General features: G+C 59.9%; 14 protein-coding genes and 1 other RNA gene. 7 read left to right on the top strand and 8 right to left on the bottom strand.

The window, feature by feature from the left end; translation table 11 throughout:
* Positions 1–71 precede the first annotated feature (71 nt).
* The 6 genes from VEZ38_RS08995 to VEZ38_RS08970 form a co-directional block, all read right to left on the bottom strand.
* Entirely contained in the window at positions 72–422 is a 351-nt protein-coding gene (locus tag VEZ38_RS08995) for a DUF2512 family protein (protein WP_324893012.1), read from the bottom strand.
* 132 nt (positions 423–554) lie between these two features.
* Positions 555–1508, bottom strand: a complete 954-nt coding sequence (locus VEZ38_RS08990; protein WP_324893011.1) for an ABC transporter permease — start codon at positions 1506–1508, stop codon at positions 555–557.
* Entirely contained in the window at positions 1505–2587 is a 1083-nt protein-coding gene (locus VEZ38_RS08985) for an ABC transporter permease (protein WP_324893010.1), read from the bottom strand. The genes VEZ38_RS08990 and VEZ38_RS08985 overlap by 4 nt, the downstream gene beginning before the upstream one ends.
* Entirely contained in the window at positions 2584–4125 is a 1542-nt protein-coding gene (locus VEZ38_RS08980) for an ABC transporter ATP-binding protein (protein ID WP_324893009.1), read from the bottom strand. The genes VEZ38_RS08985 and VEZ38_RS08980 overlap by 4 nt, the downstream gene beginning before the upstream one ends.
* A 115-nt stretch (positions 4126–4240) precedes the next feature.
* On the bottom strand, positions 4241–5320 hold the full coding sequence (locus VEZ38_RS08975; protein ID WP_324893008.1) for a BMP family ABC transporter substrate-binding protein: 1080 nt from the start codon (positions 5318–5320) through the stop codon (positions 4241–4243).
* Between the two features lie 271 nt (positions 5321–5591).
* The gene (locus VEZ38_RS08970; protein ID WP_324893013.1) at positions 5592–6410 is read right to left on the bottom strand and encodes a YitT family protein; all 819 of its coding nucleotides are present in this window, start codon (positions 6408–6410) and stop codon (positions 5592–5594) included.
* Between the two features lie 270 nt (positions 6411–6680).
* Here VEZ38_RS08970 and VEZ38_RS08965 point away from each other — a divergent pair, with 270 nt between their 5' ends.
* From VEZ38_RS08965 to VEZ38_RS08945, 5 genes are all read left to right on the top strand, one after another.
* A complete protein-coding gene (locus VEZ38_RS08965; RefSeq protein WP_324893007.1) occupies positions 6681–8345 on the top strand; it encodes a DEAD/DEAH box helicase in 1665 nt (554 codons plus the stop codon).
* A 154-nt stretch (positions 8346–8499) separates the two neighbouring features.
* A complete protein-coding gene (locus tag VEZ38_RS08960; RefSeq protein WP_324893006.1) occupies positions 8500–9279 on the top strand; it encodes a YesL family protein in 780 nt (259 codons plus the stop codon).
* Between the two features lie 83 nt (positions 9280–9362).
* A non-coding RNA gene (gene ssrS, locus VEZ38_RS08955) (6S RNA) lies at positions 9363–9541 on the top strand.
* 104 nt (positions 9542–9645) lie between these two features.
* On the top strand, positions 9646–10428 hold the full coding sequence (gene sleB / locus VEZ38_RS08950; RefSeq protein WP_324893005.1) for a spore cortex-lytic enzyme: 783 nt from the start codon (positions 9646–9648) through the stop codon (positions 10426–10428).
* Positions 10429–10555: 127 nt separating this feature from the next.
* On the top strand, positions 10556–10945 hold the full coding sequence (locus VEZ38_RS08945; protein ID WP_324893004.1) for a DUF1499 domain-containing protein: 390 nt from the start codon (positions 10556–10558) through the stop codon (positions 10943–10945).
* 91 nt (positions 10946–11036) lie between these two features.
* On the opposite strand, the gene tpx is transcribed toward VEZ38_RS08945, so the two are convergent.
* Positions 11037–11555, bottom strand: a complete 519-nt coding sequence (gene tpx / locus VEZ38_RS08940) for a thiol peroxidase (RefSeq protein ID WP_324893003.1) — start codon at positions 11553–11555, stop codon at positions 11037–11039.
* 98 nt (positions 11556–11653) lie between these two features.
* Here tpx and VEZ38_RS08935 point away from each other — a divergent pair, with 98 nt between their 5' ends.
* Both VEZ38_RS08935 and VEZ38_RS08930 read left to right on the top strand, forming a co-directional pair.
* Positions 11654–12262, top strand: a complete 609-nt coding sequence (locus VEZ38_RS08935; RefSeq protein WP_324893002.1) for a rhomboid family intramembrane serine protease — start codon at positions 11654–11656, stop codon at positions 12260–12262.
* Between the two features lie 7 nt (positions 12263–12269).
* A complete protein-coding gene (locus VEZ38_RS08930; RefSeq protein WP_324893001.1) occupies positions 12270–13172 on the top strand; it encodes a LysR family transcriptional regulator in 903 nt (300 codons plus the stop codon).
* 37 nt (positions 13173–13209) lie between these two features.
* Here VEZ38_RS08930 and VEZ38_RS08925 read toward each other — a convergent pair whose 3' ends face one another.
* Positions 13210–13899, bottom strand: coding sequence for a zinc metallopeptidase (locus VEZ38_RS08925; RefSeq protein ID WP_324893000.1), 690 nt, complete (start codon positions 13897–13899; stop codon positions 13210–13212).
* Between the last annotated feature and the right edge of the window lie 55 nt (positions 13900–13954).

Here is a 13954-nt window from a genome sequence, read left to right as displayed (position 1 = left end):
AGAGCATGAAAAAGAAGCTGTCCGCGTCAAGCGGCAGCTTCTTTTTTTCGGTAACGCGGATTTTGCGTGCTTTACGCCGACGCCTTGCGGCGGCGGTTGTCGCCCTGCGGCAGCATCGTATGGAACAGCAGCTCCACGGCCGCGACGCCGAGGGCGATCCAGAACGTCTCGCCGAGCGATACGTTCCAGAACAGGAACGACCCCACCGCCCAAACGTACACGAACGTCAGCCCGAAGTCCGCGATCGTCGCCGTCAGGTTGTTGGTGGCCGGCAGGATGACGCGGTCGCCCAAGAAGTACGCGATCACGCTGAGCACGACGGCCGCCGCGACGGCCTCCCAGAACGTCACTGTACCGAACCAAAGCAGCAGCGGGACGACGATGACGCCGTTCAGCAAAGCTTTTAATAGAAATTTACCCATTGTATGCATCTCCCTTTAGGATGTCCGACATACCTTCAATGTTCCACCGAGGGCGGCGCGGTATGCGGGCGGGAGTGTTACACATTCTGGGCGTGGACGAAAGCCGGCAGCGGGCGGCGCCGGAAAGCGCCGTTAGCGGGAGCCCTTCTCGTACGGCAAGCCGGAGGCGAGCGGCGCCGTCGCGCGGCCGACGAACGAGACGAGCACGATCAGCGTCAGCACGTACGGCAGCATCGAGATGACGTCCAGCGGGACGTGGCCGAGGCCGATGTACGGGAGCAAAAATTTGACCGACGTCACGATGCCGAAGAAGAACGCGGCCGCGACCGCGCCGAACGGATGCCATTTGCCGAAAATTAACGCGGCCAGCGCGATAAAGCCTTGCCCGGCGACCGTCGAATGCGAGAAGCTGGCGGTCGTCGTCAGCACGAGCGTCGCGCCGCCCATCGCCGCGAAGGCGCCGCTTGCGATGACCGACAAGTACCGCACGAGATAGACGTTGACGCCGGCCGTATCGGCGGCCTTCGGATGCTCGCCGACCGCGCGTATGCGCAGGCCCCACGGCGTCCGGAACAAGATGTACCAGGTGACCAGCATCAACGCGAGCGCGAGGTAGGTCGTCGGATACGCCTCGAAGAAGGCGTGGCCGAGGAACGGCAGATCCGACAGGACGGGGACCTGCGTCTTCGACAGCATGAGCCCGCCCGCGGTGCTCGTCAGGTTCGGCGATTGGCCTTGCCCGGCGAAGATGAGCTTCGTCAGGTACAGCCCGAGCCCGAGCGCAAGGAAGTTCAGCGCGACGCCGCTGATCGTTTGATCGGCTTTGTACGTGACCGAGGCGACCGCGTGCAGCAGGGCGAATACGGCGCCTCCGATCGCCGCCGCGAGGAAGCCGACCCAGGGGGAGCCGGAAAAGTACGTCACGACCGCGGCGGTGAACGCGCCGATCGTCATCATGCCCTCGATGGCGATGTTGATGACCCCGGACCGCTCCGACCATAGGCCGCCGAGCGCGCCGAACATGAGCGCCGTCGCGTAGACGAACGTGATGTGAATCAAGTCGCTGCCGATGTCGAGACCGCTCATGCCTTTTCCGCCTCCTTCCGTGCTTTCCGGGTATGGGTCCACCGCGTCAACGGCTTAATAATGCCGCTCGCCGCGAGGAAGAAGATGATTAACGCGATAATAATGCTAACGAGCTCGGGCGGCACCTTCGCGCCGAACTGCATGCCGGCCGCGCCGAACGTCAATATGCCCATGAGCACGGCTCCGAGCACGGTGCCGAACGCGGCCGCGCCGCCGATCATCGCGACGGCGATGCCTTGGAAGCCGTAGCCCGGGGAGACGGTCAGGACGGATTGGTAATGGAACACGCCGAGCACCTCCGTCGCGCCGGCGATGCCGGCGAACGCGCCGCTGATCGCCATCGCCCGGACGATGCCGCCGTTCACGTTCATGCCGGCGTACTGCGCCGCATGGCGATTGAAGCCGACGGCGCGCAGCTCGAAGCCGCCCTTCGTGCGGAATAAATAATAATGGAAAAACACGGCGGCGACGAGCGCGATGACGAAGCCGAAATTCAGCCGGGCGTTATTGAACAGCTCCGTAACGAACGGGATGTTGAGGAACGCCGACTCGGCGACGGGGACGGAGCGCTGCTGTCCCGACGGCAGGAAGAACGTCCGTACCATATAATTGACGAAAAACAACGCGATCCAGTTCAGCATGATCGACGTAATGACCTCGTGCACGCCGCGCTTCGCTTTGGCGTACCCGACGAGCGCGCCCCAGAACGCGCCGGCGAGCGCCCCGGCCGCGACGGCCGCCGCCGCGTGCGCGACCGGAGGCAAGAACGTCCACTCGATGCCGACGTACAGCGACGCGAGGGAGCCGACGAGAAATTGGCCTTCGGCGCCGATATTGAACAAGCCGGTACGGAACGCGAAGGCGACGGCGAGACCGGTCAGGATCAACGGCGTAATTTGCCGGATCGTCTCGCCGAAGTTGTACATGCTCCCGAACGCCTTGTTAAGCAGCGCCTGATACGCGGCGATCGGATCGTATCCGCCGAGCAGCATGACGACGGCGCCGAGCGTCAGCCCGATCAGAATCGCCAGCAAGGGGAGCAAGAAGGCGTCCAGCTTTCGATCGTTCGCTCCATTCATACGGTTTCCGCCCCCTTCGCGTTCGCGCCGGCCATCATGAGGCCGAGCTGCTTCTCGTCCGTCTTCGACGGATCGACGATGCCCACCAAGCGGCCTTCGTAGATGACGCCGATGCGATCCGACAACGCTAAAATTTCGTCGAGCTCCAGCGATATGAGCAGCACCGCTTTGCCTTGGTCCCGCTGCTCCACGAGTCGCCGATGAATAAATTCGATGGCGCCGACGTCGAGCCCTCGGGTCGGCTGCGCGGCGATCAGCACGTCCGGATTGGCGTCGACCTCGCGGGCGATAATCACCTTCTGCTGATTGCCGCCGGACAGCGCGCGCGCCTTCGTCCGCTCGTCGGGCGTCCGCACGTCGAATTGGCGGATGAGCTCTCGAGCCTTCTCGTAGATGCGGCCGAATTGAAGCAGGCCGGACTTCGAATACTTGGGCGCGTAATAGTCCTTGAGCGCCATATTTTCGCCGATGTCGAAATCGAGCACGAGGCCTCGCTTATGGCGGTCCTCCGGAATGTAGCCGACGCCCGCTTCGGCGATCGCGCGAGGCGTCGCGCCCGCGATCGAGCGGCCCTTGAGGAGCACCTCGCCGGCGGCAGGCGCCGCGAGTCCCGTCAGCACTTCGACGAGCTCCTTCTGCCCGTTGCCGTCGACGCCCGCGATGCCGAATATTTCCCCGGCGCGCAGCTCGAAGCTGAGGCCGTCGAGCGTCTTCACGCCCCGCGCGTCGACGCTCGTGACGCCGCGCACCTCGAGCAGCGTCTCGGAGAACGACGTCGCCTGCTTCTCCACCGCGAAGTTTACCTCGCGGCCGACCATCTTCGCCGCCAGCTCGTCCGGATGGCTTCCGGCGACCGGCAGCGAATCGACGACCTTGCCGCGGCGAATAATCGTCACGGCGTCGCACACCTGCATGATCTCCTTCAGCTTATGCGTAATCAGAATGATCGTCTTGCCCGCGGCGACGAGCGATTTCATAATCGAGAGAAGCTCCGCGATCTCCTGCGGCGTCAGCACGGCCGTCGGCTCGTCGAAAATCAAAATGTCTGCGCCCCGGTACAGCGTCTTCAAAATTTCTACCCGCTGCTGCTGCCCGACCGAGATGTCTTCGACGAGCGCCTCGGGATCGACGGCGAGACCGTAGCGGGCGGAAAGCTCCCGCACCTGCTCGGCCGCCTTCCGCTGATCCAAGTGCACGCCGGCCTTCGTCGTCTCCGCGCCGAGCATGATGTTTTCGGTGACGGTGAAATTGTGCACGAGCATGAAGTGCTGGTGCACCATGCCGATGCCGAGCTCGCCCGCGACGTTCGGATTCGTAATGGAAACGGGCTTGCCGTTGATGCGAATTTCGCCCTCGTCGGGCTGATACAAGCCGAACAAGATGTTCATGAGCGTCGACTTGCCGGCGCCATTCTCGCCGAGAAGCGCATGAATGGTCCCCTTCTCCACGCGAAGATGGATATCGTCGTTGGCGACGATGCCGGGAAAGCGCTTCGTAATGCCGACCATCTCGACGACGGGATTCGGCGTTTGAGCCATGCGTGTTCACCCCTAGACACGAACCGGAATCGTTGAAGCCATTGTAACAAACAAAAAGGCTAGCGCAAACTAGCCTTTCCGTTCGATCTTACTTATGGAAAATGCTCCGCGGACCTTAGTCCTGATGCTGCTCCGGAACGACGATTTCGCCGGACTTGATTTTGTCCGAGAACTCTTGTACCTTCGCCAGCACGTCGGCCGGCACGTTCGGGTTGTTCTCGGGGAGGCCGACGCCGTTCTCGGCGATGCCGAGGTTCACGACGCCCGGCGCGAACGTTCCGTCGACGAGCGACTGGGAGACCGTCATCATCGCTTGGTCGACGCGCTTCATCATCGACGTCAGCGTAATTTCGTTGCCGAAGGTAATCGATTGGTCTTTATCGACGCCGATGACCCATACGTTCTTGCCGCTCTTCTTCTGCTCCTGCGCCTCGTTGAAGACGCCGTCGCCCGTCGCGCCTGCCGCGTGGAAAATAATGTCCGCGCCTTGATTGTACATCGTCGCCGCCGCCGCTTTGCCTTGGCCGGCATCCGCGAAAGAGCCCGTGTAGTTTTCGATGACTTCGGCGTCCGGGTTGACCGCGGCGATACCCGCGCGGAAGCCGGCTTCGAAGCGTTGAATGACCGGAATGTCGATGCCGCCGACGAAGCCGATTTTGTTGGATTCCGTCATGAGGCCCGCGACGACGCCGACGAGGAACGCGCCTTCATGCTCCTTGAACGTAACGGAAGCGACGTTCGGGGCGTCTACGACGCCGTCGATAATCGCGAACTTCGCGTCAGGGTTTTGCTTGGCGACTTCGAGCATCGCGTCCTGGAGCAGGAAGCCGATGCCCCACACCAGGTTCCAGCCCTCTTGCACGTACTGGTTCAGGTTCGGGATGTAATCGGAATCTTGCGCCGACTGCAGGTAGCCGACCTCGACGCCCGACTTCTCGCCGAACGCTTGAAGGCCTTCCCAAGCGCTCTGGTTGAAGGAGTTGTCGTTGACGCCGCCGAAATCCGTTACCATGCCGATCTTGATGTCGCCGGCAGGCGCTTCGGCCGCGGGCGTTTCTGCCGCAGGCGTCTCCGCCGCGGGCGTTTCCGCGGCCGGCGTCTCGTCGGCCGGCGTTTCGGCGTTGCCGCCGCCGCATGCGGCGAGCACGGTCGCCGCGAGCGTAAAGATCATGGTCATCGAAAGCCATTTTTTCATCTTGTGTTACCCCCGTGTTTTAGAAATATGTAAACAGATTGCTTGTTGCCGTGGCGGAAAGGAAAGCTGCATGCATCAAGAAGGTTTCGCGAATATGTAGGAAAATATGCGGCACACGCGGACGCGGCTGCACCTCCTGCAGGAATTATACAGTGGTTATTATACTATACATTTCCTCATTTACAAGGACATGCATCGACATTTTTCCTGAGAAACCGCATAAAATTGCCGAATGATATATCGCTTCCGGCGCCTATCATTCGGATTCGCCCTATTCTCTGCGGAACAAGCCCATCACGCCGACGGTTTCGACCATGTTTACGAACGCGTGCGGGTCGACCTCCCGAACCGCGCGAAGCAGTCCCTGAAGCTCATACCGCGTCGTTACGGTCATGAGCATATGTTTTTTCGCTAGCGAAAACCCGCCTTGCGCCTCGACGACCGTCACGCCGCGCGGCGTGGACAGCAGCCGCTTCAGCATATCGTCCTTCTTCGTCGTGACGATGAACGCGGTAATCTTGACGTGGCGGGTATGGACGACGTCGATGACTTTGCCGGTGACAAAGATGGAGATCATCGAATATAATGCTAAATCCCAATCGCGCTCCAATACACCTAAGACGATGATGACGACGCCGTTCAGGGCGAACAAGAAGCCCCCGAGCGGAAAGTCGCGTTTGCGCAACAAGATGGAGCCGACGATATCGAAGCCGCCCGTCGAGCCTCCGGAACGGAACGACAGCCCCGTCCCGAGCCCGACGAGCACGCCGCCGAATACGGCGGCTACCGTAGGATCCTCGTTGAATCTCGCCTCGGGAATGAGCTGCAAGGCCACCGCCGTCGCGACGACGGACAGAAAGCTCAACGTGACGAATTTTTTGCCGATGCCGAACCAACCCCAAATAAAAAGGGGGAGGTTTAACACAAAATAAAGCCACCCAATATTCCACTGCATCAAGTAGCCGACCAGCATCGAAATGCCGGACACGCCGCCGCTGAGCAGCTGGTGGGGAATCAGAAATCCGTTGAAGCCCGCCGCGATCAGCGCCGCCCCGAGCGCGGTCGACAGCCATTCCCGAGCGATTGCCATACGTTTCGTCACTTGTTTGTCACCTCTGATTGTAGTATGAAACGAACGCGTTTCCGTCAAACTGGAAATGAAAAGTTTTCATGTGCTATAATAGGTGCAATATTCTTAAGTGCGCTAGTATTTTCCACAGGGAAAATGCTTTTTTTTCGGGTAGTGTGCCCGACTTTTGGTAATTCGGCTCGAGGGAGAACAACCTGCGGCGTCTGGTCTGAAGCGGCTTAAGAGTATCGTTGCGTGAAGACCATATTATTAAAGGAGTTTGAAGCGGATTTGAAAACATTCACAGAGTTCGGTTTAGAGGCGAAGGTCCTCCGAGCCATTACGGAGATGGGATTCGAGGAATCGACCCCGATCCAGGAGAAGGCGATCCCGATCGCCCTCGAAGGCAGGGATTTGATCGGCCAAGCGCAGACGGGCACGGGGAAGACGGCGGCGTTCGCCATCCCGCTCATTCAGTCGATCGATCCGTCCGAGGAGAAGGTCGCCGCACTCATCATGTGTCCGACGCGGGAGCTCGCGATCCAAGTCGCCGACGAGATCGGCAAGCTTGCGCGTTTTAAAGGCATAAACACGCTGCCGATCTACGGCGGCCAAGACATCGGCCGGCAAATTCGGGCGCTGAAGAAGCGTCCGGGGCCTCACATCGTCATCGGTACGCCGGGACGTCTGCAGGATCATATTAATCGGAAGACGCTGAAGCTCGACGACGTTCGCTTCGTCGTTCTGGACGAGGCCGACGAGATGCTCGATATGGGCTTCCTCGAAGATATCCAAGCGATTCTGACTTCGGTCCCGGACGAGCGCCAGACGATGCTGTTCTCGGCGACGATGCCGCCGAACATTCAGCGCCTCGCGCAGCAGTTCCTGAAAAACCCGGAGCACGTCTCCGTCGTGCCGAAGCAAGTGAGCGCGCCGCTTATCGAACAGTCGTACATCGAAGTGCACGAGCGCGGCAAATTCGACGCGCTCTGCCGCTTGCTCGACATGGAGTCGCCGGAGCTCGCCATCATCTTCGGGCGGACGAAGCGCCGCGTCGACGAATTGTCCGAAGCGCTGCAAAAGCGCGGCTATTCCGCGGACGGTCTGCACGGCGACCTGTCGCAGAACATGCGCGATGCGGTCATGCGGAAATTCCGCGACGGCAGCATCGACGTGCTCGTGGCGACGGACGTCGCGGCGCGCGGCCTCGACGTCTCCGGCGTGACGCACGTCATTAACTTCGACCTGCCGCAGGATCCAGAGTCGTACGTGCACCGGATCGGCCGGACGGGACGCGCGGGCAAGGAAGGCACGGCGTGGTCGTTCGTGACGCCGCGAGAGATCGATCACTTGCACTTCATCGAGAAAGTCACGCGCCACAAAATTCCGAAGCGGAACGTACCGACGATCGCCGAGGCGATCGAAGGCAAGCAGAAGATCGTGGCGGAACGCATTCTCGAAATCGTTCAGAACGAAGACTTCAACGAGTTCAAGGGCACCGCGATTCAGATGCTCGAGCAATTCGACAGCGTCCACCTGATCGCCGCGGCGATGAAGCTGCTTACCGGCGGCGAGAAGAAGGACGTCGAAGTCGCGCTGACGCCGGAGGACCCGATTCGCGCGAAGAAGCGCAAGCCGGACATCCGCGGCTCCGGACGCCGCGTCGGCGGGGGCGGCGGCTACGGCGGGCGAACCGGCGGCGGCGGCTACGGCGGCGGCGGACGCAGCAGCGGCGGCTACGGCGGACGCAGCGGCGGCGGCGAGCGCCGGTACGGCGAGCGGTCCGGCGGGGAACGCTCCGGCGGCGGCTACGGCGGCGGCGGGGATCGCGGCGGCTACGGCAGCAGCCGGAACGGCGGCAACGGCGGCTACGGCGATCGCCCGAACTACGGCAGCCGTCCGCGTCCGGTCGGCGCGGGCACGCGTTCCCGCGACGAAGGCGGCTCGGAAGAGTAAACCTGCAAATATACGACGAACCGCTCCGGCTTTCCGGGGCGGTTTTTCGCGCGGCCGCGAATTCCGGCATCGGTTTCCGGCGTTCCCCTTTGTCTTCGCGCCCATCGAAGTGTATTATAGAAGAAATACGTTTTGGGCAGGAGAGGTTGCTACAGTGGAATTTCGCGGGCTGATGGGCGGATTTTATCGCATCTCGGAATGGATCATGCGCTTGTCGGTGACGAACGTGCTATGGATCGTAACGGCGTTTCCGGTGTTTTTCTTCGTTTTGAATTTATTCGTGGCGGAGAACGAAGCGCAGGTGCAAGCGTTCTTGCTGGCGATCGCCGTCTTATCCCCTTTCACGTTGTTCCCATCGACGTCGGCGATGTTCGCGCTCGCCCGCAAATGGGTGACCGGCGACGGGGACGTGCCGCTATTGAAGACGTTCTTCCGATCCTACAAGGAAAATTATTTGCAAAGCATGCTCGGCGGCCTGTTCTTTATGGTGCTGCTCGCGGTCTTGTTCTTTAACTTCCGGTTTTACGCGGCTCAGACCGGATATGCGGGGCTCCTCGCGTATTTGTTTATCGCGCTGACGGTGATGGGCTTCCTCGCGATGTTCAACTTCTTCTGCATCGTCGTGCATTTGCACATGAAGACGCTTCAATTACTTAAGAACGCGCTCCTGATCACGATCGGGCAGCCGATTCGGACGCTGCTCATCGGCGTCTCCAACGCGTTCGTGCTTTACGTCAGCATTACGCAGTTCACCTTCCTGCTCCCCTTCTTCACGGGAAGCTTGATCGCCGCGGTCACGTTCTGGCATTTCCATAACGGGTTCCGCAAAATTATGACGAAGCAGGAAGAGCTCGAGGCGAAGCGGGCCGAGGAAGCCGCCGCCGCGGAGGCGGCCGCGAACGAAGGCGACGCCGGGACGTCGGACCGGAAATAGTCTCCGAAGGGAACGCTCCCCGCGGCTTCCGGGAAGTTCCGTTTACTTTCCCCTTCGTTCCGGATATAATAAAACTACAACAAAACAACCTGCGATGTACGTAACGGAATATTTGTTTTGAACCAATGATTGTTTCCCGGGAGTCTTACATGGTCGTCGTGGCTGGCATGCCCTCGCGAAGGGACGTCAAAAGCGCGCTGCGGACACCCACCTGCCAAGGCAGGTTTCGAAACAAGTTTCCTACGGCATAGGCGGGTTTTTTTGTGCCCGAAAACATGTATACGTTTCTAGGGCGGATTACATACTAAGGAGACGAGCCGCGCAGAGCGATTACGCGCAAAACGAGTCTCCGGAGGCGAACCTAGCATGACAATGTACGAACGCTTGCGGCGGCCGAGAGGCCGCCTTTTTTGGTTGAAGCTCGCGGTGAGCGCGGCTGTCGGATGTGCGGCCGCGGCTGCGGCGCCCGCGACGACGAAATCGTTTTCCGAATGGTACTGGGTGATGGAGGTCGGCGCGGAGGGGGACGACGTCGCGGAGCTGCAGTCTCGGCTTCGCTACCTAGGCTTCTATGGGGGGACGATCGATGGCAGCTTCGGGCCTGGGACGCGCCGGGCGGTGATCGGCTTCCAACGGGAATTCGGGCTTGACCCGGACGGCCGCGTCGGGCCGCAGACGAAACTTATGCTCGGGAACGCGACGAAGGGTTGGAATTCTTCTTATTTGTCGGAGTACGTGCGCGGCGGAAGCCCGGCGCGTACGGCGGCGGTGCCGGCGCGGGCTTCTTGGGGGTACAGCGAGGAGGATATCATGATACTTGCGCGTACGGTGCACGGCGAAGCTCGCGGCGAGCCGTACGAAGGACAAGTGGCCGTCGCGGCGGTCGTCTTGAACCGGATCGCCAACCCGGCGTTCCCGAATACGGTGGCAGGTGTCGTGTTCCAGCCTGGGGCGTTCACTGCGGTGGACGACGGTCAAATCTGGCTTGAGCCGAACGAGACGGCGTTCAAGGCGGTTCGGGACGCGCTGAACGGGTGGGATCCTACCGGCGAAGCGATGTACTATTTCAACCCTGTGACGGCTACGTCCAAATGGATTTGGAGCCGTCCGCAAATTAAGCGAATCGGCAAACATATTTTTTGCCGATAGCCGCGCGGCGCATTGCCGAGGGTTGACCATCGTTTTCCAGAATTCGGTTTGCCGTCTCTTGACAAGAGTGGTAAGATGATTACAGCAGTCGGCAGACCGGAAGCGGTGAATCAAGGGGGAACGGGGATTGTTGAAGAGGACGCTCATCGGACTGATTCGCAGTCACGAGACGACGGGAGAGAAGGCGACTCGGCCGGAGCTGAAGACCAGGTATTATAAGCTGTCGCGCGATAAGCTGTGGGACGAGGTCATCTCCATCTTGAAGAAGAAACCCGGGTACAAGTTGCTTCACGAAGTAAAGAATGTCGGGGAAATCGTGCTCGAGAAGCGTACGGTAACGGGCCGGGTTCAGGACATTACCCTCACGGTATTCTCGCTGAATCCGCTGAAGTCGGCGATCGACATTTACTCGGCTTCGCGCGGCTCGCTGGGCGATCTCGGTTCGAACTATCGAACGATCTTGGACATCTTCAAGTCGATCGACGCCAAGCTGAAGGAATATAAGATTTCGGAATGACGGGGGCCGCAGGGCCTCTTTTTTTGTAAAACGAAAGCCGCCCGTCCGTCATTTCCATGACGTTCGGGCGGCTTGGCTATCGCGACATCGATTATTGCAACGCGCGGACGGCTTCCAGAGCGGCTTCGTAATTCGGATGCTCCGTCATCTCTTTCAAGTACTCGACGTAAGCGATATTGTCGTTCGCGTCGATCACGAAGATCGAACGCATCAGCAGGCGCAGTTCCTTAATATGTACGCCGTACGCGTCGCCGAAGGAGACGTTTTTGTAATCGGAGAGCATCGTGACTTTCTCGACGCCCGCGGCGCCGCACCAACGGCCTTGCGCCATCGGCAGGTCGGTCGAAATCGTCAAGATGACGACATTGTCGCCGAGCTTCGACGCTTCTTCGTTGAAGCGTCGCGTCTGTGCGTCGCATACGCCCGTATCGATCGAAGGAACGACGCTGATCAGCTTCACCTTGCCCGCGAAGTCCTTCAACGAGGCGGTCTCGAGCAAGTTCTTGTTCACCGTGAAATCGGGAGCTTTGTCCCCGACTTTAAGCTCAGGGCCTACCAGCGTCAGCGGATTGCCCTTCAATGTGGCTGCTCCGGTTCTTTCGTTTGCCATTCCTGAATTCCTCCTCATCGACATTTCTTAGAAACACCTTTTATATTATATAATGTTAGGAAAGCCAAAGTCCAACGACGGGAAGGGAGGCGGTCCGCTTGTTTCTCCGCTATGAAAGCTTTCGCGAATACGTCTGCTTCTATCCGGTGAATACGGCGATCTTGGCGGCGATCGTCGTCGCCCACGCCGGCTTCGCGATCGCCGGTTATGTTTCCGGCGTGCCGGCTTATGCGCTAAAGCAAGTGTACGGCGGTTTTTTGAAGGGGCCCGGCTTCGAACCGGAATATTGGCGGTATCTCTCCTCCGTCTTCCTGCACGGCGACTTCGGACATCTATTGTTCAACGCGTTCGCCGTGTTCGTCTTCGCGCCGCCGCTCGAGCGCGTGTTGGGGCGGTTCCGATACGCGTTCTTGTTTTTATTTTCCGGCTTGATGGGGAATGTTTTTACGAACGTCTTTTATAACGAAGTATCGTCCCTTGGGGCGAGCGGGGCGGTGTACGGCGTCTTCGGCGCGTACGTGTACTTTATGATGTTTCGGCGCCGCGCCTTCGACGATGCGTCCCGGAAGAAGCTGCAGACGCTGCTCATCGTCGGGGTCGTCTACTCGATCGTCGTGCCGGGGATAAACTTTTACGCGCACCTCGGCGGCTTCGTCGGCGGCTTGCTGCTGACCGTATTATACAATCGGGTGTTGCAAGGAAGGTAGCGATGACATGGAGCTTCGGCAATTGCATTATTTTATTACGGTGGCCCGGCTGGAGCACGTGACCCATGCGGCCGAGACGCTGCGGGTCGCCCAATCGGCGGTGAGTCGGCAAATTCACCAGCTCGAGGAGGAATTAGGGGTCGCGCTGTTCGTGCCCAAGGGGAGGAATTTGCAGCTGACGCCTGCAGGCAAGCTGTTCCTCAGCCGGACGGAAGCGATCCTGACCGACCTCGACCGGGCCGTGCTCGATCTGCAGGAGTTTATGAACCCCGAGGCGGGAGAGATTCGGATCGGCTTTCCGCACAGCCTCGGCATCCACCTCCTTCCGAGCGTCATCGCGGAGTATCGGGGCGAGCATCCGAACGTCAACTTCGTATTGAAGCAAGGAACGTACCACGTTCTTATCCGAGAGCTGCTGGAGGGCGAGATCGACCTGGCGTTCATCTCGCCCTTCCCCGAGGATCGCGAAGATGTGGAGGGGGAATTGCTGCTGACCGAGGAGCTGAAGGTGATCCTTCCGAGCAGCCATCTGTTGGCGTCTTATACGACAATTCGGCTGGAGCAGTTGAAGGAGGATTCCTTCGTCATGTTCAGCGAGCAATATTCTTTGCGACAGATCGTTTTGGAGGCTTGCCGCAAGGCGGGCTTCTCGCCCCGCGTCGGCTTCGAGGGGGAGGAGATGGACACGATCCGCGGCCTCGTCGCCGCCGGCCTCGGCGTGAGCTTGCTCCCCGAGATGGCGTTGATCGAAACAAGTCCCATGATGCCTGTCAGCATGCGGGTCACCGATCCGCAGGTGCAGCGCACGATCGGATTGATTCGAAGGCGCGGGGAGAAGCTGCCGCTCGTCGCGGAAGTGTTCCGCAGTTATGTAGTCGACTACTTCAACGGCAAAAGCCGCCTCCCATGAGGGAGGCGGCTTTCGTATGTCGGACGGACGGACCGCGTTATTCTTCGTTGTTGCTGCCGAGGAAAATCATCACGAACTTGATGAGCTCCAGCAAGGAGATGAGCGCGGCGGCTACATACGTCAGCGCGGCCGCGTTCAATACTTTGGCGACGCCCCGTTCTTCGTCGTTCGCGATAAAGCCTTCGGAGATCATCAGCTCGCGCGCGCGGGAGCTGGCGTTGAATTCTACAGGCAACGTCACGAGCTGGAACGCGACGGCCGCCGAGAAGAAAATAATGCCGACGAGCACAAGGTTCATCGCGCCGAGCAGGAAGCCCGCGATCAGGAGCAGCGGGGCGACGCCCGAAGTGAAATTCACTAACGGGAACATCCGGTGGCGCAGCACCAGGGCCGGGTACGAAAACTTATGTTGGATCGCATGGCCGACTTCGTGGCAAGCGACCGATACCGCCGAGACGGAGCTTTCGTAATATACCGGCTCGGACAGTCGAACGACCCGATGAATCGGATCGTAATGGTCCGTTAAGACGCCCCGTACCGGCTCGATCGGCACGTCTTGCAGGCCGTTGTTGTCCAGCATGCGGCGAGCGGCTTCGTAACCGGTCAGGCCGCTGCTAATGCCGACGGTCGACCACTTCTTGAACGTGCCTTTCACGCGGAATTGCGCCCAAATCGAAACGGCGAACGCAATGAGGATCAAGAAATCCATAGGGTGGAAAAGTAGCATGTCGATGTGCCCTCCGTAACTTGATGTATTCTATGAAGAAGAGACGTTCGCTTGG

Source organism: Paenibacillus sp. (assembly GCF_035645235.1).
Lineage (GTDB): Bacteria > Bacillota > Bacilli > Paenibacillales > YIM-B00363 > Paenibacillus_AE.
This window is presented reverse-complemented; position numbering and strand designations above follow the sequence as displayed.